The sequence below is a fragment of the Halosimplex yunnanense genome, assembly GCF_054504345.1.
This window is the reverse complement of sequence record NZ_JBTJEL010000025.1, coordinates 34,530-54,712: the sequence shown is the minus strand read 5'-3', so window position 1 is coordinate 54,712 and position 20,183 is coordinate 34,530. Positions and strand designations below refer to the sequence as shown.

General features: G+C 59.4%; 30 protein-coding genes. 2 read left to right on the top strand and 28 right to left on the bottom strand.

The window, feature by feature from the left end; all coding sequences use genetic code 11:
* Positions 1-466: 466 nt before the first annotated feature.
* The gene (locus AB2U09_RS01560) at positions 467-1,336 is read left to right on the top strand and encodes a ParA family protein (protein ID WP_459190934.1); all 870 of its coding nucleotides are present in this window, start codon (positions 467-469) and stop codon (positions 1,334-1,336) included.
* Complete coding sequence (locus tag AB2U09_RS01555; RefSeq protein ID WP_459190933.1) at positions 1,333-1,899, top strand: DUF8160 family protein; 567 nt, start codon at positions 1,333-1,335, stop codon at positions 1,897-1,899. Before AB2U09_RS01560 ends, AB2U09_RS01555 begins: the two co-directional genes overlap by 4 nt.
* A gap of 51 nt (positions 1,900-1,950) precedes the next feature.
* On the opposite strand, the gene AB2U09_RS01550 is transcribed toward AB2U09_RS01555, so the two are convergent.
* From AB2U09_RS01550 to mntA, 28 genes are all read right to left on the bottom strand, one after another.
* Positions 1,951-2,265, bottom strand: coding sequence for a DUF6788 family protein (locus AB2U09_RS01550; protein ID WP_459190932.1), 315 nt, complete (start codon positions 2,263-2,265; stop codon positions 1,951-1,953).
* Positions 2,266-2,380: 115 nt separating this feature from the next.
* Positions 2,381-3,619: an orc1/cdc6 family replication initiation protein gene (locus AB2U09_RS01545; RefSeq protein WP_459190931.1), complete on the bottom strand. Its 1,239-nt coding sequence runs from the start codon at positions 3,617-3,619 to the stop codon at positions 2,381-2,383.
* Positions 3,620-4,422: 803 nt separating this feature from the next.
* Entirely contained in the window at positions 4,423-4,950 is a 528-nt protein-coding gene (locus AB2U09_RS01540; protein WP_459190930.1) for a hypothetical protein, read from the bottom strand.
* 131 nt (positions 4,951-5,081) lie between these two features.
* Complete coding sequence (locus tag AB2U09_RS01535) at positions 5,082-6,008, bottom strand: ArdC-like ssDNA-binding domain-containing protein (protein ID WP_459190929.1); 927 nt, start codon at positions 6,006-6,008, stop codon at positions 5,082-5,084.
* A 410-nt stretch (positions 6,009-6,418) separates the two neighbouring features.
* Positions 6,419-6,766, bottom strand: coding sequence for a DUF8013 domain-containing protein (locus AB2U09_RS01530; RefSeq protein WP_459190928.1), 348 nt, complete (start codon positions 6,764-6,766; stop codon positions 6,419-6,421).
* A 71-nt stretch (positions 6,767-6,837) separates the two neighbouring features.
* Entirely contained in the window at positions 6,838-7,839 is a 1,002-nt protein-coding gene (locus AB2U09_RS01525; protein ID WP_459190927.1) for a DUF6610 family protein, read from the bottom strand.
* Positions 7,840-7,998: 159 nt separating this feature from the next.
* Complete coding sequence (locus AB2U09_RS01520; protein ID WP_459190926.1) at positions 7,999-8,535, bottom strand: hypothetical protein; 537 nt, start codon at positions 8,533-8,535, stop codon at positions 7,999-8,001.
* Positions 8,532-8,687 carry a hypothetical protein gene (locus tag AB2U09_RS01515; RefSeq protein WP_459190925.1) on the bottom strand — a complete coding sequence of 52 codons (156 nt, stop codon included), beginning with the start codon at positions 8,685-8,687 and terminating at the stop codon, positions 8,532-8,534. Before AB2U09_RS01515 ends, AB2U09_RS01520 begins: the two co-directional genes overlap by 4 nt.
* Positions 8,687-9,373 (bottom strand): DUF6166 domain-containing protein, encoded by a 687-nt coding sequence (locus tag AB2U09_RS01510; protein WP_459190924.1) that lies wholly within the window; start codon positions 9,371-9,373, stop codon positions 8,687-8,689. Before AB2U09_RS01510 ends, AB2U09_RS01515 begins: the two co-directional genes overlap by 1 nt.
* 120 nt (positions 9,374-9,493) lie before the next feature.
* The gene (locus AB2U09_RS01505; RefSeq protein ID WP_459190923.1) at positions 9,494-9,907 is read right to left on the bottom strand and encodes a putative toxin-antitoxin system toxin component, PIN family; all 414 of its coding nucleotides are present in this window, start codon (positions 9,905-9,907) and stop codon (positions 9,494-9,496) included.
* The gene (locus AB2U09_RS01500; RefSeq protein ID WP_459190922.1) at positions 9,904-10,167 is read right to left on the bottom strand and encodes an AbrB/MazE/SpoVT family DNA-binding domain-containing protein; all 264 of its coding nucleotides are present in this window, start codon (positions 10,165-10,167) and stop codon (positions 9,904-9,906) included. The genes AB2U09_RS01505 and AB2U09_RS01500 overlap by 4 nt, the downstream gene beginning before the upstream one ends.
* A 100-nt stretch (positions 10,168-10,267) precedes the next feature.
* Entirely contained in the window at positions 10,268-10,633 is a 366-nt protein-coding gene (locus AB2U09_RS01495; protein ID WP_459190921.1) for a DUF7568 family protein, read from the bottom strand.
* A gap of 4 nt (positions 10,634-10,637) precedes the next feature.
* The gene (locus AB2U09_RS01490) at positions 10,638-10,937 is read right to left on the bottom strand and encodes a hypothetical protein (RefSeq protein WP_459190920.1); all 300 of its coding nucleotides are present in this window, start codon (positions 10,935-10,937) and stop codon (positions 10,638-10,640) included.
* Between the two features lie 54 nt (positions 10,938-10,991).
* On the bottom strand, positions 10,992-11,213 hold the full coding sequence (locus AB2U09_RS01485; RefSeq protein WP_459190919.1) for a DUF8129 domain-containing protein: 222 nt from the start codon (positions 11,211-11,213) through the stop codon (positions 10,992-10,994).
* A 49-nt stretch (positions 11,214-11,262) separates the two neighbouring features.
* Positions 11,263-11,541, bottom strand: coding sequence for a DUF7389 domain-containing protein (locus tag AB2U09_RS01480; RefSeq protein WP_459190918.1), 279 nt, complete (start codon positions 11,539-11,541; stop codon positions 11,263-11,265).
* 23 nt (positions 11,542-11,564) lie between these two features.
* Positions 11,565-11,966, bottom strand: a complete 402-nt coding sequence (locus tag AB2U09_RS01475; RefSeq protein ID WP_459190917.1) for a DUF6166 domain-containing protein — start codon at positions 11,964-11,966, stop codon at positions 11,565-11,567.
* A gap of 80 nt (positions 11,967-12,046) precedes the next feature.
* Complete coding sequence (locus AB2U09_RS01470; protein ID WP_459190916.1) at positions 12,047-12,442, bottom strand: DUF7567 family protein; 396 nt, start codon at positions 12,440-12,442, stop codon at positions 12,047-12,049.
* A gap of 74 nt (positions 12,443-12,516) precedes the next feature.
* Positions 12,517-12,882, bottom strand: coding sequence for a DUF7568 family protein (locus AB2U09_RS01465; protein WP_459190915.1), 366 nt, complete (start codon positions 12,880-12,882; stop codon positions 12,517-12,519).
* A 3-nt stretch (positions 12,883-12,885) separates the two neighbouring features.
* Positions 12,886-13,377 carry a DUF7995 family protein gene (locus AB2U09_RS01460; RefSeq protein WP_459190914.1) on the bottom strand — a complete coding sequence of 164 codons (492 nt, stop codon included), beginning with the start codon at positions 13,375-13,377 and terminating at the stop codon, positions 12,886-12,888.
* Positions 13,378-13,485: 108 nt separating this feature from the next.
* A complete protein-coding gene (locus AB2U09_RS01455) occupies positions 13,486-13,923 on the bottom strand; it encodes a DUF8025 family protein (RefSeq protein ID WP_459190913.1) in 438 nt (145 codons plus the stop codon).
* A gap of 86 nt (positions 13,924-14,009) precedes the next feature.
* Positions 14,010-14,390, bottom strand: a complete 381-nt coding sequence (locus AB2U09_RS01450) for a hypothetical protein (RefSeq protein WP_459190912.1) — start codon at positions 14,388-14,390, stop codon at positions 14,010-14,012.
* 106 nt (positions 14,391-14,496) lie between these two features.
* Entirely contained in the window at positions 14,497-14,685 is a 189-nt protein-coding gene (locus AB2U09_RS01445) for a DUF8012 family protein (protein ID WP_459190911.1), read from the bottom strand.
* Positions 14,686-15,023: 338 nt separating this feature from the next.
* A complete protein-coding gene (locus AB2U09_RS01440; protein WP_459190910.1) occupies positions 15,024-15,260 on the bottom strand; it encodes a hypothetical protein in 237 nt (78 codons plus the stop codon).
* Between the two features lie 176 nt (positions 15,261-15,436).
* On the bottom strand, positions 15,437-16,321 hold the full coding sequence (locus AB2U09_RS01435) for a biosurfactant protein 1 (protein WP_459190909.1): 885 nt from the start codon (positions 16,319-16,321) through the stop codon (positions 15,437-15,439).
* Between the two features lie 100 nt (positions 16,322-16,421).
* Positions 16,422-17,345 carry a transcription initiation factor IIB gene (locus tag AB2U09_RS01430; protein WP_459190908.1) on the bottom strand — a complete coding sequence of 308 codons (924 nt, stop codon included), beginning with the start codon at positions 17,343-17,345 and terminating at the stop codon, positions 16,422-16,424.
* 227 nt (positions 17,346-17,572) lie between these two features.
* Entirely contained in the window at positions 17,573-18,436 is an 864-nt protein-coding gene (locus AB2U09_RS01425) for a DNA-binding protein (protein WP_459190907.1), read from the bottom strand.
* A 759-nt stretch (positions 18,437-19,195) separates the two neighbouring features.
* Positions 19,196-19,654: a type VII toxin-antitoxin system HepT family RNase toxin gene (gene hepT / locus AB2U09_RS01420; protein WP_459190906.1), complete on the bottom strand. Its 459-nt coding sequence runs from the start codon at positions 19,652-19,654 to the stop codon at positions 19,196-19,198.
* Entirely contained in the window at positions 19,651-20,139 is a 489-nt protein-coding gene (mntA, locus tag AB2U09_RS01415) for a type VII toxin-antitoxin system MntA family adenylyltransferase antitoxin (protein ID WP_459190905.1), read from the bottom strand. Before mntA ends, hepT begins: the two co-directional genes overlap by 4 nt.
* Positions 20,140-20,183 lie beyond the last annotated feature (44 nt).

Here is a 20,183-nt window from a genome sequence, read left to right as displayed (position 1 = left end):
TTCGATATAGCGTTACTGCGAGTCTCTAGTGACAGTATCAAGTGAGACATCACGACGAAGAGTGTACCAAATTAACCAACAAACCCGCTGCGTTCGACGGCTAATGTTGGTTAATAGCAAGGTACCCCCGTCATCAGATCAGCAACGCAGACGCCATTTCTAATATTAAAAACGTAAACAATGTATTAACCGTTGATCATATATCCATCATAGGAAGCATTTCTAACGTCAGAAATATAAGCGATAACGGCAATGAGGCAGGCGTTCAACTCGTTTCCAACATTAGAAACGTCTCTACCATTAGTGCCATCAGAAACGCCTACAATGGACTTCTTCAAGAACACAGAAATCGCTTGAATTGAGCAATAGCGTGGTGAAGACTCTATTTCTAACGTTAGAAACGCTGGCCTGTGTCTGACGTAGATTTTTAACGTTAGAAACACCAGTACTGTCTGAGGCGTTAGCAATGTCGGACACAAACCCAGAGGTTATCGCAGTCTCGTTTCAGAAAGGAGGGACCGGAAAGACGTTTACAGCGATGAACCTCGCAGGAGGACTCGCCGCAAGAGGGTTTGAAGTTCTCCTGATCGACATGGACCCCCAGGGGACGCTTACTGCAAACCTCGGACATCGAGAATTGTTCGACGATCACGACGAACTCTCACTCGACGAGGTGCTACTCGACGTAAACAAATGGGACCAGATCACCGACCTCGTAATCGAGCACGACGAGTTCGATGTGATCCCCGCGAACTCGACATATACAGGTAACAAGACCCCGCTGGATTCTGCTGACGCTGGAGAGAAGCGACTCGGGAAGATACTCACGCGACTGGAAACTGATTATCACTACGTAGTCTGTGACTGTCCACCCGATTTCTCCGCCTTTGCAAAGAATGCCGTCACTGCCGGTGAAAACGTGGTCGTCCCGATGGTGCCACGGTCGGAGATGGTTCACTCGACGAACCTCCTGTTCGACATGTACGACACTCTCGGGATGATGCACGATCTCGACATCGAGTACCTCGCCTTCACGATGACGTACACCTCGACAAAGGAAACGAAGCAAATGCGCGAGGTACTGGACTGGTTCGACGATACCTTCGGTGAGAACGGAGTTAAAATCGACGATCGCGCCGCGTTCGATCGCGCAAAATGGGAAGCTGGCTCCATCTATGTCCACGACGAATCACTCCAAAACGACCAGTTCCCTCAATTCGATACGGTGGTCAAGCGCGTGTTAGATCAAACGTCACCGCCTGATTTCAACGGCGACGTCGAGGCGATGCGTCAGAAATCCACCGAGGAAATCCGATCACGAGAGATCGAAGCATGAGTGACCTCGAAGACGAAATGGAGCGAACAAAAGAGCGAGCAGCTGCGTTCGGCGTGAGTGGCGAGACGGACGACCAGGACGAGGAAGACGTTGATATCGAGGAAGACGCGAGCGAAAGCGTCGCCGAGCTATCCACTACCGAAGAAGGGGATGAGAGATCAGAAGCAGAGGAAGCATTAGAAACGTCAGAAACATCCTCAACAGTAGAAGGAGACCGTACGCTAGAAATAGAAGAAAGAGACGGGTCAGCGGAACCAGAGCAGACTGACGAAGATGTACCATCAGATACTGAAGGGGAGTCCGAGTCAACTGATGGCAACGCTACCACGAGTAGCGAGGAATCGTCTCGTGGTCGTCTCGTCGACGAATACGACAATGTGAACATCTACATCCCGCCTGAGCTGAAGCGGGATCTCAATGATCTCTTCAAACTCATGGACCTCGAGTACTCCCGATCGAAAAGTGATGATTTAGAGAAGCACTGGGATTTCTATCCGGCGGTCGTTCGAATAGTGCTTGAGAATGAAGAGGACCTCCGAGCTGAACTCGGAATTGACGAGTGAGTTATATTCCGACGCCTGGACTTCTCAAAATCGAAAGTCCTACTCGCTCGATTAGACAGGTCCTTTATACTCCGATTTGATCGAATCTCCTTCGCGCCACTGCCAGTAATAGTAGCGGTTGTCGTTGATCTCCTTCACTGTGATCGTGGCCTTCGAGGGGACATCGTCTGGGAGGTCCTCAGGTCGCTCCTTGACCTGGTCTTCCTCGTCCTCGTGTTCAGCAAGGCGTGCTTCGCGCTCCCGATACGCGGCAAGTTCCTCGACGTAACGTCCGATGTGCCGGAGTAGGTCGGGTGAACACTCATCTAGCGTCTCGACGACGACGTCGGGGAGTTCCTCCGGCGGGGTCGGTGGAGAGTATGACATGGAATACGGCCGTATTAACCAACACCGACGTCAATTTCCATAGTGTTGTTGGTTAAGTCAGTTGAACGGAGTCACACTCATAGGAAATCCTGCGTAAAACGGAGAATTCCTCGGCCTACATCGTGGCGAACTCTTCACCAGAATCGGGAAGATAGTCGACAATGCTCCGGTGAGCACCGAATTCACTGATTGTAGTCTGGAGAGCGTCAACGACGGTCGCGATGTCGCGGTTGATCCCGTGTTCGCGGTACGTACCGCCGTCTTGGCCACGGTGTTCCTTGTGAGAGAGTGTAAGATTCAGTATCTCGAAGTCAGAAAGGAAGCTCCGCATCCTACGGGCTGTACGGGGATCCCGAGCTTGGAACTCGCAGAGTTCCTTGTATCGCTGGTAGACGATACGTGACCTCGCCGGAGTTTCGTCCTCGGCGGCGAGCGTTGTGAGCGCGTACAGTGTGAGTTGTTCGTGTTCGGTGAGATCACGCATGATATCCATGCTCTGCTGAGCCTCAAGTTTCTCTTGGGCGCGTTCGACGAGATGGGTCGTGACTGTGGATGCGTTCTCTGTTCGGGCGAGATCGCCGGCTTTCCGAAGAAGCGTGATTGCCCGTCGAGCATCACCGCCATCCTGTCGGCCGAGTGCAGCACAGAGTGGAATTACATCTTCCTCAAGTGCGTTTTGGTGGAACGCGATTTCGGCCCGCTGTTCGAGCACCTTCTGGAGTTCTTCTGTTCCATATGGCGGGAACGAAATCTCAGTTTCACAGAGCGATGACTGAACCTTCGCATCGAGCTGCTCTCGAAATGTCGAATCGTTGCTAATGCCGATGAGACCGAGCTGGATGTTGTCGATGTATCCGTTGTTGTCGGCACGCGTGATCTGGTAGAGGAACGTATCGTCAGAGATGTGGTCGATCTCGTCGAGGACGATGATGACTGTCCCGGAGAGTTTGTTGAGTTCGTCCCAGAGAAGACGATAGACTTTGGACTGCGGGTGCCCAGTCTCGGCGATGTGGTTTTCGGGGTCACGGAGATTGTTGACAAGATTGATTGCGGCTTGGTAACTCGTGCTAAGGCCGTCACAGTTGACGGTAACGAAGGCAGTGTCGACAGCAAAGTGTTCCGCGGAGTCCCGAAGTTCATTGAGAAGGAAGTTCGTGACGGCAGTTTTTCCGACACCAGTCTTCCCGTAGATGAAAATATTGTCAGGGTACTCCCCATTGATGATTGGCTGAAGGGCGGCTTCGTACTCTTCGATCTCGTTATCCCGTCCAACGATGTCATCCGGGACGTACTCTACCTTGAGCGTGTTGCGTCGTTTATAGAGCGTATCGTCGGGTTGGAACCGAGGACCCATGATGTCCTTGATGATTCATTGTGGCATGATAATGGTTACGACCGTCGTTTCCGCTATTTCCAGTATAACCACCATGGGGGACGCGTTCCGGTATCGGATGAAGACCCCGCTGTTTCCGATAAAGAGGGATATCACTGGGTTTGGTATTGAAGGGGGAGGAGCGAAATGATCCAGATTCTGTTCTCGTGAAGAGAGACACCCCGCCGTTTCCAGTAAAGGACGAGGTCGTACTGATGGCCGCCACACCCCACCGTTTCCAGTAAATCACAGCCCCCTTGAACCACGGAACAGATCAGAATAGAGTCCACCGGGTTCCAGTATTTCCAGTAAACGATTCTTTATAAAAGGACCCCACACCACCGTTTCCACTAATCGGTTGATAGAATGTAATCGGGGGAAGGCGGATAGCAATAATACAGAGGGTATCGGAACACCCCCTCCCCACTATTTCCAGTAATAGGCGTAGAGGTATTCGACAAGGCCAGAAAGAATGCTGAACTAGTGGAAAGTTTTATCACCCTTATCTTTCAATTGGTCCGTAGCCTCGAAAACACAATAATTTACTAGAGGAGGAATCTAGTGAAATCAGCTTTAGCGGGTACCGCTTCCGCTCTGATTCTAGATTTACTGGAAACGATGGGGGGAGAGTGTTGGGCCGTAACTCTTCATCCGAATCTTGTCAGTGGATTAGTGGAAACGATGGTGTCTGACGTGCGTCTAACTCAACTCCTAACTCCCAGAAGGATTAACCAAAGTTCCCCGGATGTCCTCGCTTTCGTTGGTTAACCGCATTTCTCCGTTCCTTAGTTCGAATACTCTTCGAGAACCAGCAGTGCTGTCTGGAGCTCTCGACGTTTCGCTTCCCGCTCTTCTATCTCTCGGTCAAGATTGTGAACTGCTTCTGCGAGTTGTTCCGTCACGCCTACTCTCGCCGGAAGCCGACCATCGGGGCGTGGGACGGTTCCATCTCGAATTTCGATGTCGACCCGCCGCAGATGCTTACAGCCACCGCTCGGCTGGCGTTTCGTGAAGTCTGGACACGTACACGTCTTGCTCGCGACGTCGACTTCGTAGGTGTTCTCCGACGCCGACTGCACCTCGTACACACCACCTTTCCTGAGCAACGAGACATCCATCTCCTCTGTTCGAGCACGCTCGGTACGGGGATCACTGTCTTCCTGGGGCGCTTCATCGCTAACCGACGGTTGCTGGATATCTCCTCCAGGAGTAGTGGCCGTCGAGGTGGTGGCGACAACGCCGCCATCGGGAGCGAACTCATCTCGTTCGTTTCCGTCTTGGTCCGTCTCTTCAGTCTCGTTTTGTTCGGACATGGATTGTTCGGGTTCTGTCCGACGTGACGAACTCGGTCACGCCGCCACCCTTTGCGGCGAGAAAAACAACTCCGGAAACGCACGACAGCGGAAACCTCTCCTACTTCGTCTTCTGGATAGATACAGACTCGTTACCCGTCGACGATTTCGATGAGTTCCTCAGCGGTCGAACCGATTCGACCAAGCCGATTCTGAATTGCATCTACATCGTCGTCCTGCCACGCGGCCAGGTAGAACGCTGAGCCGCTCGTATCGAGGTCGAAATACCGGCCGACGATGTACGCGACGGCTTCAGCTTCGACCTCACGTTTCGCCCTCTCGGTATCGTCGTCGACGTCGAAATGTAGCAGCGCGTGGGCGTACTCGTGAATCAACGTGACCGCGAGATCGGCCTGATTCGGGCGAGCTTTCGCTTCGATGACGGGCTGGCACTCGTGGAGGGTCCGGTGTTTGCAGACGCCTTTCGCGTCGCCATGGTCCCACTCGGCCGCATCGACGACACGAACCTCGACATCGAGTGCATCCGCTGCATCGAGGAGTACGGGCACCAGGTCGTCGGCATCCCCCGTCGCCTCGGTCTCCAGCTCGGGTAGTGGCTCGCCCTCAGTCTGGGATACATCGAACACAGCTGTGGGTTTGAAGCCGACGAGGCCTTTCGACCAGTCCTCGGGCGCTGTCTCGTCGTAGTCACAGTCGCTTTGCTCGTGGTAGCTGGGCGAGTTCTCACACTCCGGGCACTGCTTCGCGATGATCGGGGCCCAGATCCAGATCGCCTGTTCGCCTTTCTGGACGTGCCGGTCGAACTCGTTTCGCCAGGTGTTGTAGCCCGCGACGTTGGTCGCCTCGGGACACTGGAGTTTGATGAGGAGTGTGTTTCGATGCGAGTAGTCGTGGAACCGACTCTGGATGTCGAGCCATTCCTGGAACTGCTGGCTGGCTTTCGCCTCGTCGACGTCTGCGACGAGCTCGTCGATCCAGTCTTCGATGGTACTGTGCATCTCGTCGTGTCGGGTGTCGGTCTCATCGAACGAGACCGACAGCTCACTAGCTGTCATCATGGATTGCATCACGTCGAGTACGACGACGTCTCCGTCAGGTCGGGACGCGCCGCACCCCTCGGGGGCGCACAACAAACGACGGCGCGACTGCAGGGTTTATGACGGGGATGCTGTCAGGGGATGGAATTAACAACGGGTGCGTCACTACCGCCAAATAGATGGGTCTCGTCGAAACGCTTCGCGGGGTCGTTGGCACTCGCACATCCGCCACGTCCACCCTGTATGAGTGTCGCCACTGTGGCACGGCCCTCTCGGCAGATACCGAGACGTGTCCGACCTGTGGTGGAGAAGATGTCGCCTGCTACCAGCTCTAAGTGACTCTCACTCCGTCTGCACTACTCACTGCCGTCAGCGCTTCTATCGGGTATTGTCCGGTCGAATACCCCACGGTGTGAATGGGGGAGAACCGTTTATCGGAGCGATTCCGTTTCGTCAGCGAAGCCGACCGTAACGAGGTACTCGAGGAACGCGTCGAACCGGTCGACGTCACTGGGCGTGTCGGTCGCGAGGTGTCGCACCCACTCGATCGCCCACTGGAACGCGGGGTCGGTCCCGCCCTCGCCATGGATGTACCACCAGCGAGCCGCTTTCAGGACGACGAGCGGATTCGTCGGTGGCTGTTCACCGGCGAGCCCACGCGTGATCGATTCGATCTCTTCGGGCACCTCGACAGGATCGACCTCACCTGATTGGGTGTTCGCTACGTCGACTGGAATGTTGTCGATCGAGACGTCGTTCGGACGCTGTTGTTGACTCACGGATAATCACCTGAGGACTCTCTTTTGGAGCCCTCGCCCTCTCTGGAGGGCATGACAAACCGATCGCGGCGTCACGCAGGTGGGAGGGAGACGCTCTGCTCGCCGGCGATCTCCTCGAGGTTATTTCGATGGCGGTGGGCAAAGTAGCAGACGTAACTGCAGTAGCCACAGACTGCGCCGGTATCGTACTCGGCGACGAATGGACCGCGTCGGGTCGTCCAGACGTTCGCTTCGCATTCGGTACACGCAGCACCATCGAGATCGCCCGGTGACGGGCCCTCATACTCGACCTCGAGGGAGCCGTGCTGCGGTGTCGAGTCGGGCCAAACGCCGTGGGACTGCCAGAACGCCTTGAGGCGGGCGAGACTGTGACGGACCGTATTGCGAACCGTGACGTGGTCGGCGTCGCGACCGCTGTCGTCCCAGCCGTCGGGGGTCCAAAACTCACCGAACTGCGCCCCGCGATGCAAGCCATTCCAGTCGAGACCGACGATGTCGGCCGGTGGCTCGTCTGTGAGCGTTGGTCGGGTCAGTTGCTCGATGACGTCGAGCTGTTTGGGTGGGCTGCCACCGAGGATATGAACACGGTGGCCACGCCAGTCGGTCGGATCAGAGAATTCGTGAGCCAATCGATCGGCGTAGCCTCGCGAGTAGCCGAGCACGAGGTCGTCTGGAATCATGTCGATCACCTCGCGGCACTTCGGGACGATGACGAGGTTCGAATCGGGATAGCTCGCCTGGATCTCGCGCGCTGCGGCCACGTACTCGTCGACGTCGTCGGGTTCGTACACGTCTCCAATAACGCCGACCTGGGGCTCGTGCTGGAAAAACCGGGCGACGTACCGATCTAGGTCGGGATTCCGAAAATCGTTGTCGAGCATTCCAACGGGGATGTTGAGGTCCTGATACTGGGACTGCTGATAGCTACAGTCTTCACGAAATCCCGACAGGAAGCCGAGCTTGTACGCGTCGAGCGCGAACGGCGCTCGATGGAGGAACGCCACGCTGTCGGCTTGTCTGGCAGCCGCAATTACACGCGCACTGCTGCTACTGGGACTGATTTCGAGCGACATGAGTAAGGACCGTACGAGGGCGAATCCGGCCGCCCTGCACCCTCTCGGAGGGACGAAAAACAGAGCCGCAGTCAGAGATTAACCAACACCAGCTCCGAGAGTCCAGAATTGTTGGTTAATCGTCTGAACAGCCTCGATACCCGGCTTCAGCTCCCGATCTCACTCGTCGGCCTGACGTCGCCGGCGCACCTGCTCAGGATTCGGTACCCAGGGATGGGCGTCCCAGCAGTTGAGGGCATGGTCTCGTGCCGTGTCGAACAGCGCCTCGCAGGACCCACACTCGTAGGTCGTCTCGGGCCAGCGCTCCGTGACGAACATTGCCGTCACCGTCGATCTGATCGGGTCGGGTGCGGCTGACCGCCGGACGTAGTCGTACCCGATCACCGTCCGTCGACGAAGCGCCGACTGCGCCAGCCGTTCGGGCCGGTCTGCTGGGAGATACACCCAGCGGACGTACGCCTCTTCTGAGTCTTTCGCTGAGGGTTGGAGGATGAACCACCGGTCGTGCGCGTCGCGGAAGAGATACCGTTCCATCCCTCGATTCTGGAGGGAGAGCGGATCACCGCGGCCGGGAATCACCTGCAAACCGATGGACGGGGAGATCGGGCTGAGAAGTCGTTCTTCCAATGTGAGCGAGCGGGACTCACCGGACGATGTCTCGGCATCGAAGTCGTCGAGCGTCGCTTTGCCGGTCATGATTCGTTTGGATTCGTCTCATCTCTGGCTTCCTCCGTTGTTCGCTCGTGCCGGTCGTTGTATCGCTCGAGTTCTTGGCCGATGCGCTCCAGCGCCTCAACGGCGCGTTCGATGAGCCGGTACGTGGCTCGCGAGAATCGGAAGTTCTCCATCAGGTGTCCTCCTCTGGCTCGACGAGGTCGTTACTCTCAGCGACGAGCTCCTGAACGGCAGGAGCAGGGTCGTTCTCGACCGGCAGGGTTCGATGGTCGAGCGGGGCGGGATACGCCCGGTCGCCCTGCGCGCAGAGTATGATCAACCACTCCTCGCTCCCGTCGCCGAGGACGACGTAGTGGTCGATGTCCCGGCGCTGGAAGACCGTCTGATCTGCTCGGCCCACCGCACTCCAGTTCGCCGGCAGCGACGGCGACGGCTTCCCACCATCCGGCGTGAGGCCGTGGTGGTCCTCGAGCTCGGCGAGGGCGGCCTCGATGTCGTCACCGGTGAGATGCCAGCAGTCAGCCGGGCCATCACACACCAACTGACTGATCACCTTGTTTCGGAACTGGATGTAGTGTTGCTGGGCGACGCTCTCGTCGTGGGTGTAATCGAGCAGGAGGGCACAGGCGAGTTGCGCTGGCCCGCTCCCGGTGTAGCCCCAGTCGAATCCCGCTGGGCTATGTCGCACGAGCTCGAGGCTTCGATCCGGGGTGAGGCGCTCGTGATCGGTGAGGTTCAGCACCACTGGCGTTTCATCGACGCGCACTCCAACGTACTCGACGCGGTCTGCATTCGTCTGGCATCGTTCATTCGCATCCTGTACGACTGTTCGTGGGCCGGTAGTCGAGTTCGTCTCCATCGGTTGAACGCGGGCGTTCGGATTCCCCGCACCCCTGCTGGGGGTCGAAAAACCTCCCAGACGAGCACTCTCACGAGGGGTTTTTGTCGCCCGAATTATTTCCTATGGGCCACGAGCGGCTTACTGGGTCGTGAGGCGTTCGTAGAACGCTCTGGGCTCGACAATCTCGATCCCCCGGAACAAATCGAGATCGAGCAGGTGGCGGTCGCCGGAGACGATGTAATCGACATTCCCGGCCACGGCAGCTTCGAGAAACTTGTCGTCATCGGGATCGTCGTCGACCGCCGTGATCTCTTCGTCCGGGTCGACGAACTCCGCGAAGTAGCGGATCGTTTCGACCTCCTCCTGGACGTCTTCCTCGTCCATCTGGAACTTCTCTGGGTATTTGAGCAGTGTGTCTCGAAACTCTGTGAGCGTCGCGACGGAGACGACGATCTGATACTCGCTGCTAAACCCCTTGACGACGATTTCGTGGGGGACACCCGTGGAGATGACACTCGAAATGAGGACGTTCGTGTCGAGAACGGCTCTCATTCATCGGCGCCCCGCGCTTCGTGGACCAGCTCGTTGACCTCCTCCATCGACAGGTCGACCGTTTCAGCACGCTCCTCGACACGCTGCTGGAACTCCTTGACGGAGGGGAGCTCGAGTTTCTTCAGCACGAGGCCGTAGTCCGTCGGAACGACCATCAGTTTCGTCCCCTGTTCGAGGCCGAACTGTTTGCGTAGCCGACTTGGGATGGTTATCTGTCCCTTCGAGGTCACCGTCGTGACTTCCGGGTCGTCAGTACTCATGAGTGACTCTACGTAAGAATTCCTTACGCATCGTCTTGAACCCACCGGTCAGGTCGAGTCCACTGCGTCTTCCCCTCGTCGTCTGCTTCCCTGTTGAGAATCAGCGCTCGGGACCGTAGACAAGTGCTGAGCGGCTTTCGTAGTCACACTCCCGGCACTCGAACCACCGTTGGACCTTCGCACCGTCGGCACTCTTCTGGCCGCCGACGACCTCGTCGTTCGGGCATTCTGGGCAGCGGAGCGCAGGCTGGGGGCGCTTTTCGAGTTCGTCCCGAAGCGCCGTGGCGTCCTTCGTTGCGAAGCCGCGCGACCACACCGGGTAGCTCTCGACGAGAATCGCGGCCCGCCACGTGTGGATGTACGAATCTGGTGCTCGGTGCAGGACTGCTTGAGCGTCGGTCTCTGTATGTCGGTACGCTAGGGTCGGTGTACGGCTCTCTCGCGTCCAATTGGTGAGTCGTGTCATAGTTCTACTCCTCGAAGAGACAGCGAGCGGCCGCATCGTCGCCGGCGAGCGTCTGCTGGTCCTCGGCCGTATCAGCGAAGAGCGTGGCCTGATCGCCCTCGGACGACCGTTCGACTTCGGGCCGGTCGTCGACGCCGAACTCACTCGCCTCGGGTCGGTCAAGCCGTGAGTCACGGTCACGATGATCCACGTCAGCACCGAAGTCCTCAAGTGACGTTTCGACGCTTGTTTCGGTCACTTCGAGCTGGCCATCGTCACCGAACGCGGTCTGTCGCTGAATCTCGATCTCGGGTCGATCGCTCATCTCATTCGAGCCTCCACCCACTGAGGCTCCGATAAACAGCCCCCGGCTGTCGCGTCAGTCGTTCTGTGAACGGATTTCGCTGGCCCGGTATTCGAGCCGGCGGAGGATCTGAACGCGCTGCTGATTCGCGTTCTCGTAGGCGACACAGGCTCGCAGCGTCTCCATGTCGTGAATCGTCACGATACCAGCGTTGATAAGACGCGTATTCGGGGGTTCGAACCGTTGTTCTGGTGAAAGCTCGCTTGCGTCTGTCGATTGAACGTCAGAGTTGCTCACTGATGATCGCCTCCGCCACTCCTGAGGCGACGAAAAACAGCACTCGCCGCTACTCGTCTTCTTCCTCGGGTTGGATCTGGCGAGCGTCCTTAGCGAGATCGTGGATGTACTCCCGGAGGATTTCCATATCCTCACGGGCGTCTTCGAGGGTCTTGCCTTTCGCCTTCGCGATTACCTCGTCCTGATCACGGGTATCGGTTCCCCGTTTGAGTTTCACGGTGAGGGAGACGCCGACGTCACTGCGCTCGACGTACTCCGTTTGTTTCGGCTGCTCACTGGATTCGGCCGATTCGACATCCGCACGAGATGGCTGGGTGTGTTCTGACATGGATTGCTCTCGATGATTGGTGCTTAGATGGTCGGTGCGAGCGGCTCGTCAGGCGTTTCGTGAAGCGCTGCATCGATCTCACTGGCGGTGAGTCGCCAGTACTCGTCGGACCCAGCGCAGTCCAGTTGGCTCACGACCTCAGTTTTGAACTTCTGGTAGTGGTCGAGGGCGAACGTCTCATCTTCGGTGTAGTCGAGGAGGAGCGCGAGCGCGAGTTGCGCCGGCCCACTACCACCATATCCCCATTCGAAGCCCGAAGGACTGTGATTCACCAGCTCAAGGCTCCGCTCTGGCGTGAGCCGTTCCTGTCCGGGGCGTTTCTCCACGATGGCGTCTCCTCGACGTCGGTACCCGACGTAAACGATGTCGCGGTCGCCTGTTGGACGTGTCTGTTCGATCGAGTGTGTGTCGCTTGTTCTACTCATCGGTCTGTTCGGGAGCTGCTCGTTCGAGCACCCCCGCACCCCTCGGGGGGTGAAAAACGGCCACGGTGACTGCGTTCCCCCTACGCGAGGTGGGAGATCTCCGCAGGTTCGTCGATGTCGTCGAACTCGCCACGTTCGACCGGCTCCCAGTCGTCGCCGGGTTCGGGGCTCCACCAGTCGACCTCGTAGGCGCCCGGTGCGCCGAGAATCTTCACTCGCGCCGACCCGTCGGGCAGGTCGCGTCGGAGCTTCTCCTCGATGTGGAGGTTCCACGTTGAGTGGGTGTCGAAGCAGGCGAGGATGGCCTCTTCGTAGCCGCGTGTCTCTCGGGACTCTTGGAGTTCGACCTGCGTGTTGCAGTTCCTGCAGAACACGCCCTCGTACGGAATATGACTGAACACCTCGTATCCGAAGACGGGACACCAGAGGAACTCAAACAATGCTTCGCTGTGGCGGTCGATGATTTCCAAACTCATCTGAATCTGGCCCGATCGGGGTGGGCCACCCTTCCTGGCCCAAAAATAGACTCACCGCAGTCACGCTCTCTTCCTCACCGTTCAGCGCCGTAGACGATTTTCGAACGACCTTCGTAGCCACAGTCGGGACAGTCGAACCACCGCTGTACGTTCGCGCCATCAGCTGATTTCTGGCCGACGACAACGTCGTCGTTCGGACACTCCGGACAGCTCAGCTCGGGCGCTGTCCTCTTTCGGAGCATGTCCCGGAACCTGGTCGCCTCTTTCGTCTCGCATCCACGCGACCACACCGGATAGCCGTCGACGAGAATCGCGCCACGCCATTTGTATCGGTACGAGTCCGGTGCCCGATGCAAAACGGCTCGGGCTCCAGTCTCGGTATTCCGGTACGCAAGCGTCGGAGTGCGGCTCTCGCGCCGCCAGTTTGTGATTCGGGGCATCTGTTAGAAGTGGACGTCGGCGGGCACGATCCAGAGATCGTCACTCTCGTCGAGAATTCGGTCCAACTGGCCGCGATGCCGAATGCCACTCCCGTGTTCGTCGTACAGGAACACGGAAGGGCCGTCGTACGCGCCGACCTGGTGGAAGGCGTGCCGGGCGAGATCCTCGTCGCGCATAATCTCTTCATCGCTGAGGTCACCGAGTGCCTCCTTCACCCGGTCGAGATTCCGCTGGAACTCCGCTTCGGTTGCCTCCCAACCGCGTTCAAGCAGTTCTCCGCCTTCATCGGAGTCTACAGGTGCCGCGACCGGCAGGTCACCCCATCGGGCCGAGCCGGCGACCGATGTCCCTTCTTCATCGAACGCGACGTAGTAGTCGAAGACGGCGCCGGCGTGTGGCACGGCGCCGACGAGTCGATCGAACACCGTCTTGCCGGTGGCGAGTGCGTCGTTTTCTGTCGATGCCTCTACGAGCGTGTAAATGACTATATGCATCGGTTGTCACCTCGGGCTGCCGACGCCCCTGACTGCACGCTGCCTCATTCCTGGGTGCGCCGGCACCCATCGCCGGCGCTCGATAAACGCCGCCGGAAGCAGCGCTTGCTAGTAGTTGTCTCGCTCCGATTCACTCACTTTCTTGACGATGATCGTCAGATCGCCGGTTGCGTAGTCTGCCTCGAACGCAACCGTGAACGCATCCGACTTGTAGGCGGCGTGGTAGGCGCGGTGGCGTTGGAGCGATCCGGTCGCCTTGAAGTGGAAGAACGCGGCGGCGGTGTACGGTTTACTCGCAGTCTCGATCTGTGTTTCGACCGATGCCGACAGGGCGATCTGGGGTGTGTCGGTGTCGATACACGATGCGAAGGCTCGAGCTTCGTCGACGGTGGCTTGCGAATGCTCGGGTGTCTCACCGGTCAGGACGTTCACGGGCGTCTCGGTTTCCTCGGTGAACAGGACGTCTTCGTAGGTTCGTGTTCCGAGGATCGCCTCGGGGTCTAGCTCACAGTCTTCGAACGGGTCGTCGGTAGATTGTTCGGACATGGTTTCACGACCGGCCCCCGCGAGGGGGCTCACCCCCTTCGGCCCCCGATATACTCTTCTATGCACAAGCGGCGGCTGGCCAGCAGCTACTCGGTGATCGGCTCGAGGCCGCTGAGGTCCGCGTACAGAACCTCGCCGTCGCGAACGACGTACCGTTTGGCGAGCACCGGGAATCGGCACTTGGTAAACCCGGCTGTCTGGATGTCGAGTTCTTCGTCCGGTTCGAGATACTCCGCAAGCGACCGGAGGAACTCGTGGGTGACGATGCCGCCGTCGTAGTCGGGAAGCCCGTTCTCACGGGCTTCGTACACCTCGAAGCTGTCGTAGCCCCAGATGACGAGTTCGCTGTCGTCGTCCACCTCCCAGTTGAGCGTCCCGAAGCAGTGGTTCTCACAGAGATGGCGGACGGCCTGTGGGTCCGTTACGAGCGCGCCGGTCGATGTCGTCGCTGCTTGGAGTGTTGCCATGGGTTGTCCTCGGGAGCGTTCTCGTGCCCCCGCACCTCCTCAGGGGGTAAACAACTGCTCACGCTGGGGCGGCCACAGGACGCCGCATTGCCGACGCGTCGTGCGGTCAGGACTCTTCGTGGGCGTCACCGTCCGCTGTCGCATCCGGTCGGGTGAGGAGACTCACCTGATTGAGGAGCGTCGTTGCTGTGCTGATTCGCTCTCGGTCGGCGGGCTCCAATTGGTCGCTGTCGATACTAGTGAGGTTGCTGAGCGCGCGGTGTAGCCGGTAGCCGGGGGTATCTCGTGGATCCATGTGTGCGCCTCCGCCGATTCTCGGCGCGAAAAAACACCGACAGGAAGTCAGCAGGGCAGCCGGGGTGGTCGCGAGCTGGCTTTCCGTTACCCAACGGATTCGAACTGAGATCAAGGTCTGGTGGTTAATCTGATACCGTCTCTACGGTTCTGATGGGATGAAAGCCTGCTAAGTCCCCAGCGTGCGTGAAGAGGTACTGGGGTGGTCAAAGGCCGATGATTCAACAGCGTCATAGAACGCGTGGCTCTGATTGTCGTTTGTAATGCTGTTGAAACCGTCAGGTGGTGATTGTTCCTTCCGATCAAGCTGGATGGGGTCGGAGCTCAGTCAAAGTGCCGCTAGCTTTCGCAGGGGTCCTCCATCTTGACAGCTACTCCGCTTTCTGGAGTTCCTTCAATCACAATTGAAAGCGGCGCTTTGCACGTGGGACAGACGAAGGGGATGCGGATTGGGCTGTCGTCTTCGTCCGCTGGCTGCCGAGCCTCCCTCTTTGTTGGGACAACTTCCTCGGGTTCGTCCCTGAGAAGGTGGCCGCACTGGGGGCACGCAAGTTGCCCGGGCTCGCTGAGTTCCATGAGCTGTTTTTCACCTCGTCCGGATAGCCTGTACGGTCGATACTATCTCACCTACCTAATGTGTTCGGGGGATCTTCTGGTGTTTGTTTGGAGGTAGAATCCGGTCACTCCTTGAACTGTACTGGCCGGTGAGGGAACAAAACGTATCAGCTGGTGAGGATTCGATAGATCTGCCTCTACTGTCCTGCGTCAAGTTCTGGCCCGTAGCGGGGCGTCCCGCACCGCTGACAGTCCCACATGGGCTGGCCACTCCACTCGTCGTCAGGGACGGTCTCGAATTCGTGGAATCGATGCTCGGTCTCCCGATCGCACTCCCGACACTCGAGGGGCTCTCTATTCGGGCGCTCGCGTCGTGGATGTTCAGTATTGGTCTCTGCGATGGATCGATGGAGCGCAATCGCTGGCACCAGCCAGAGGTCATCGTCTGCGTCCTCACGAAGGCTTGCAAGACGATCTTCGCCGCGAATCCCACTTCCGGTTTCGTCGTAGAGGAACGTCGCGTGCTCGTCGACGTGGCGCGACTGCGTTGTTTCTGTCCATGGTGTTCGGTTACGAGCGGTCGCGAGCAGCTGGGAACCACAGTCGGACGTGACCCGTACCGCTGAGGGGAGCGAGGGCCACTGGTCGGCAAGCTGTCGGGCAGGCGCCTCATCGAGATCGTAGATGAGCTGGCAGTCATCGACCGCGGGATCGGAATCCGAGTTCGCGAGGAGAGAGGTCGCAGCCGATCCCTTTGCAACGGCGCCGTAGAATGTTGTTGCCTCGACGAGCACCTGGACGATGTGGAGGAGTGTCTGTTCGGCATCTGATGATTCCTGGTCGTCGTCGACATCAAGATGATTCGTGAGACAGAACCGGCACTTCGACTGGCCGGCGGGGATCGACGCCTCACAAGACTCGCACTCGGCCTCCGAAGGTGTCGGGTCGTCTGGATAGCCCGCGTCACCGCTCCCAGATCGCTGCCGCCGGGGCTCGCCACCATTGGCGATCTGGTCGTCGGGAACGTGGGTCGCTTCGCCAATGGGCCGGAGGGCTTCGTAGTCGGCGTATTGGTCGCTCATAGAGTGGTCTGGCCGTATCATGCTTCGCCTTCAGGTTTAAATGGTAGTTCTCACATCAATCAGCCCACATGCATACAACCGAAAATCAACAGCGTGGGCTCTACACAGCCAGTTCGTCCAGCGCGTCGCGGTGGGTTCGCACGGTGACCGGTGAGACATCTGCGGCCTCCGCGACGTCCGACTGGGTGAGCCACCGTCCCTGTTCGCGCCCGGCTTTGTACAGGCAGGCTGCGGCAAATCCAGACGGCCGAACCCCCGTGGTGGCTCCGGTTGATTCGGACGCTTCGGCCAACCGCCGGGCCCGCTGCCGGATCTGATCGGAGACCTCGAGCTCCGATGCCAATCGCGGGACGAATGCACTGGGCGTCACGGGCTGGGCCGGCAGGGCAAGCTCCGTGTTCAGCGTCGTGTAGGCATTTGTGACTCGCGACTGCTCGAGGCGTGCCGACTCGCTAACCTCGTCCAGCGTTCGCGGCCGCCCGTTGCACCGACAGGCCCCGTAGACGCTCGCGGCGGCCATCGCCTCAATCGACCGCCCGCGGAGGAGGTCCTCGTTCTGGGCGCTCCGGAAGAGCCGACACGCCTGGTCACGGATCGTCTCGGATAGCTCGAGCGCACTACTGATCCGGCGGACTTCACCGAGTCCGTGTGCGAGGTTGCGTTCAGCTTTGGACTGAAACCGCCCACGTGTCTGTTCACGTCGCATCCGGGCGAGTCGGCGTCGCTTCTGGCTGGGGAGTTCGTTCCCGTTTGCATCGGTTCCGCGGCCGATCTCCGTCGACAACCCCCGATCGTGCCGCGCTGCCGTCAACGGAGCGCCCGTGCGCTCCCGCTCGTCGTCGAATCCTCGCCACTCTGGTCCGTGGTCGATCCGCTGCTCTTCGACGACGAGCCCACACTCCTCGCAGACGGTTTCGACTGCATTTGTGGTGACCCGACCCTCGCACTCGGGACACTGATTCGACTTCGTGTCGGTCTGGATGTCTTCGTCGAACGTCGTCTCGTAGATGTCTCTTGTTGCCATGGATACGCACGAGGGGACTCTCGTGGATCGCGTCTCTCGGAGTGCCCCTCACCCATCAGGGGGCACATACACACCCCCGCGGGACGGCGCTGACACCGATGGATTGCGGTGGCGAAAGCCCGGCCGCGCAACGGCGCCTTGGCGCCGTGAGCAGCCCGGACCGTGGAGGTGGTGGGAGGTGGCGGTGACCGCGTACACACCAGCAAAAAAGGGGCGCGTCGCCCCGGCTATTCCCACCAGCGGCCGCGCTCTGGGAATTCGATCCGACTCCAGCCCGTGATTGCGAGACTGCACCGACCCTGGTACCAATTCTTCTTCACAGCCCTGAATCTGACCGTCTGCCCTTCTCGAACTATCGTCTTCCGACTCTTCTCCCAGACCGTGAATTTCGTTCGGCCGCTCTCATCCTCGATGAGCCCGACTTGCTGAATGGCGCTACTGCTCGGCTCCCAAAGGGTCTGCACAGTTCCTTCGACCGTCACCTCCCCGACTGGGACGTCCGGCACATCCGCGATGGGCACGATTGCACCGGGGACCGCCTTCTGCTCGTCCAACGTCTCCAGCACCGCCTTTGTCACGTCCTGGCCGCGTTGCACCTTCTCGGCCAGCTGCTTGGCGACGACCGCTCTTGACCAGCCGCCCTGCACTTCGTCGCTGATCCGCATCGCCTGCTTGTTCACTTCCGCGAGTTCCTCCTGTGTCAGTTTCTCTCGGGGATCCGTGCGCTCCACCGGTTCGGGCTCGTCCCGGCCACACTGATCGACGACGACCTCCCGCGTCCGCTTCGCGCGTCCTTCCTGCTGACTGAGTTCCGCTTGGGCACTGATGTGCTCCAGCTCGGCCTCCCGTGCCTCGATGCGCTCTTCCTGTTCGAGGGTCTTCCCGAACAGGTGATCCGGGCCTTCCTCGACCCGCGCGTCTGGGTGGTTGGAATCGACTTTCGCCTGCACTTCCATGTCGACCGTCGCCCGGAACTCCGGGGTCTCGTCGACGACCTCGAACCCATCCTCGTCGACTTCCGCGTCATCGTGTTTCTCGAAAGCCTGTTCATCGACCGAAACTACATCCGTGGTGACGTTCTTACTTGACATTGGAACTCACAGGTTCCTGAAGGCGCTCAGCGCCCGACACCGCGATGCTACAACATCGCGGATTTCTCATCGACGACACCGACCGACAGACTCGTCTGCGCGCTCTCGCTCGCGCCTTCGCGAGCGCCCTTGGGCGCGAGCGAGAGCGCGCCCGAGGCGGACGACCAGCCAGCACCGCGCGCCGACCCGCCCGGAGCGAGCGGCCAGCGGGATATGCCCGCTCGTGTCCGGCCCGATGTGCGGGTTCGTGTCCAGGGCGACTGTCGCCGCGAACGCGCGCCGCGGTGTGGCGCGCGACAGCGCAGGCGGCACCAAGCGCTGGAACGCGAAAGCCCGCAAGGGGCGCAACCGACGGGGATACCCGCTGGCGTCGAGGGCACATCCATTTTAGCCCGGAACGGGCGCGGGCGGTGCGGAGAGCGCCCGCACGCCCGGAATGGTCGGTCGCGAGCGACGCGGAGGGCGGCAGCGGCGAGCGGGGCGGGCCGTATCGAACCACCTGTTTATCCGCCCTCGACGCTCGGTGACCCAGCCGACGTCCTGGTGGACTCAGAAAGGGCGAGGCCGTCTCGGTCGTCCCCCCGACCCCGCTAGCACCGGAGGCACGAGGAGCGCAGCGTGGGGCGTGGGATGTCGAGCGGCCGAGGGCGTTCGCTGTATTCGGAGCGCACCCAACAGTGCCAGCCGTCACTTCAGCCCCGATTCGCAGGCTTTCGCTGTCAAGTCCCGAGCCGACAATCCCGTTTGGCTCTGACGGCGTCAGTCGTCAAGCACACCGGTGGATTCGAGGTAATCCCGGACGGCCTGCACGAAGGCTCGATAGCGCTCGAGGTCTTGGAGCGCATTGTAAACGACGTCGTGATCGATGATGTTCCCGTAGGTGTGGGACAACACGTTCCGGAACCGTGCGCCCTGTGCCATCTCTTCGGCTAGTGATCCAGAGAGCACTCCGATCTCACCGAGTGAACGCATCGATGCCGGATTACTCGCCGGTGGCTGCCCGCGCTCGTGTTTGACGAGTTCCTCGGCAATATCGATGGCTGCTTCAGTCATCTTCACGAATCGACGCTCGACGATATCACGCGTATCTGAGTCAGCTTTGTAGTCCTCGCGACCGATCTGCTGCTTCCGTGCGAGGACCCCCAAACTCTCGTCGATGGTTTCGACAGCGGTCAGAATCCGGTTGAGGCGATCCGCTGGCAATCCCTCGTCCGTCATCCGTCGTCCTCTGCCTCGCCCGCGGCTGGCACCCCAGCATCACCGTCGCCGAGATGGTCGTCGATTCTGTCCAGCGCCGCATCGAGTCGGTCGCGAGGGGACTGCTGGTCGGACTCGCTTGGCGTGAGCTGGCGGCGAAGCTCGGCCGCGTGTTCTTCCTCACCGACGAGAAGGATCCCCTTCTCGAAGATCGCTGCCGCAAGTGCTGGCGAGACCGTGTGGAGATCCACGAGATCCACGTCATCCGTCTCGAGCGCGTGACTGAGGTCGGCACTCAACCCGAGGAAGACGTCGTTGTAGTTCCGATCAGATGGCCGATGGTCGTCGAACTCGACTGCGAGATCGATATCGCTCGTTGCGTGGGTCGTCTCGGTGGCGTGAGAGCCGAAGAGAATCGCGAGCCGGATCGGGTGCTCCCGGAGGACAGCTTGGAGGGCGTCGAGATCGAGGGCAGCATCCAGAGCGGTCGACTCAGCAGTTCTCATTGTCAGAAACCAGGCCCTCGGGTCATATAAAAACGTAGGTGGGA

Excerpts from the sequence above, each read along its gene's own strand:
- AB2U09_RS01560 (WP_459190934.1), top strand. The coding sequence starts at position 467 with ATGTCGGACACAAACCCAGAGGTTATCGCAGTCTCGTTTCAGAAAGGA.
- AB2U09_RS01555 (WP_459190933.1), top strand. The coding sequence starts at position 1,333 with ATGAGTGACCTCGAAGACGAAATGGAGCGAACAAAAGAGCGAGCAGCT.
- AB2U09_RS01550 (WP_459190932.1), bottom strand. The coding sequence starts at position 2,265 with ATGTCATACTCTCCACCGACCCCGCCGGAGGAACTCCCCGACGTCGTC.
- AB2U09_RS01545 (WP_459190931.1), bottom strand. The coding sequence starts at position 3,619 with ATGGGTCCTCGGTTCCAACCCGACGATACGCTCTATAAACGACGCAAC.
- AB2U09_RS01540 (WP_459190930.1), bottom strand. The coding sequence starts at position 4,950 with ATGTCCGAACAAAACGAGACTGAAGAGACGGACCAAGACGGAAACGAA.
- AB2U09_RS01535 (WP_459190929.1), bottom strand. The coding sequence starts at position 6,008 with ATGATGACAGCTAGTGAGCTGTCGGTCTCGTTCGATGAGACCGACACC.
- AB2U09_RS01525 (WP_459190927.1), bottom strand. The coding sequence starts at position 7,839 with ATGTCGCTCGAAATCAGTCCCAGTAGCAGCAGTGCGCGTGTAATTGCG.
- AB2U09_RS01520 (WP_459190926.1), bottom strand. The coding sequence starts at position 8,535 with ATGACCGGCAAAGCGACGCTCGACGACTTCGATGCCGAGACATCGTCC.
- AB2U09_RS01515 (WP_459190925.1), bottom strand. The coding sequence starts at position 8,687 with ATGGAGAACTTCCGATTCTCGCGAGCCACGTACCGGCTCATCGAACGC.
- AB2U09_RS01510 (WP_459190924.1), bottom strand. The coding sequence starts at position 9,373 with ATGGAGACGAACTCGACTACCGGCCCACGAACAGTCGTACAGGATGCG.
- AB2U09_RS01505 (WP_459190923.1), bottom strand. The coding sequence starts at position 9,907 with ATGAGAGCCGTTCTCGACACGAACGTCCTCATTTCGAGTGTCATCTCC.
- AB2U09_RS01500 (WP_459190922.1), bottom strand. The coding sequence starts at position 10,167 with ATGAGTACTGACGACCCGGAAGTCACGACGGTGACCTCGAAGGGACAG.
- AB2U09_RS01495 (WP_459190921.1), bottom strand. The coding sequence starts at position 10,633 with ATGACACGACTCACCAATTGGACGCGAGAGAGCCGTACACCGACCCTA.
- AB2U09_RS01490 (WP_459190920.1), bottom strand. The coding sequence starts at position 10,937 with ATGAGCGATCGACCCGAGATCGAGATTCAGCGACAGACCGCGTTCGGT.
- AB2U09_RS01480 (WP_459190918.1), bottom strand. The coding sequence starts at position 11,541 with ATGTCAGAACACACCCAGCCATCTCGTGCGGATGTCGAATCGGCCGAA.
- AB2U09_RS01475 (WP_459190917.1), bottom strand. The coding sequence starts at position 11,966 with ATGAGTAGAACAAGCGACACACACTCGATCGAACAGACACGTCCAACA.
- AB2U09_RS01470 (WP_459190916.1), bottom strand. The coding sequence starts at position 12,442 with ATGAGTTTGGAAATCATCGACCGCCACAGCGAAGCATTGTTTGAGTTC.
- AB2U09_RS01465 (WP_459190915.1), bottom strand. The coding sequence starts at position 12,882 with ATGCCCCGAATCACAAACTGGCGGCGCGAGAGCCGCACTCCGACGCTT.
- AB2U09_RS01460 (WP_459190914.1), bottom strand. The coding sequence starts at position 13,377 with ATGCATATAGTCATTTACACGCTCGTAGAGGCATCGACAGAAAACGAC.
- AB2U09_RS01455 (WP_459190913.1), bottom strand. The coding sequence starts at position 13,923 with ATGTCCGAACAATCTACCGACGACCCGTTCGAAGACTGTGAGCTAGAC.
- AB2U09_RS01450 (WP_459190912.1), bottom strand. The coding sequence starts at position 14,390 with ATGGCAACACTCCAAGCAGCGACGACATCGACCGGCGCGCTCGTAACG.
- AB2U09_RS01445 (WP_459190911.1), bottom strand. The coding sequence starts at position 14,685 with ATGGATCCACGAGATACCCCCGGCTACCGGCTACACCGCGCGCTCAGC.
- AB2U09_RS01440 (WP_459190910.1), bottom strand. The coding sequence starts at position 15,260 with ATGGAACTCAGCGAGCCCGGGCAACTTGCGTGCCCCCAGTGCGGCCAC.
- AB2U09_RS01435 (WP_459190909.1), bottom strand. The coding sequence starts at position 16,321 with ATGAGCGACCAATACGCCGACTACGAAGCCCTCCGGCCCATTGGCGAA.
- AB2U09_RS01430 (WP_459190908.1), bottom strand. The coding sequence starts at position 17,345 with ATGGCAACAAGAGACATCTACGAGACGACGTTCGACGAAGACATCCAG.
- AB2U09_RS01425 (WP_459190907.1), bottom strand. The coding sequence starts at position 18,436 with ATGTCAAGTAAGAACGTCACCACGGATGTAGTTTCGGTCGATGAACAG.
- hepT (WP_459190906.1), bottom strand. The coding sequence starts at position 19,654 with ATGACGGACGAGGGATTGCCAGCGGATCGCCTCAACCGGATTCTGACC.
- mntA (WP_459190905.1), bottom strand. The coding sequence starts at position 20,139 with ATGAGAACTGCTGAGTCGACCGCTCTGGATGCTGCCCTCGATCTCGAC.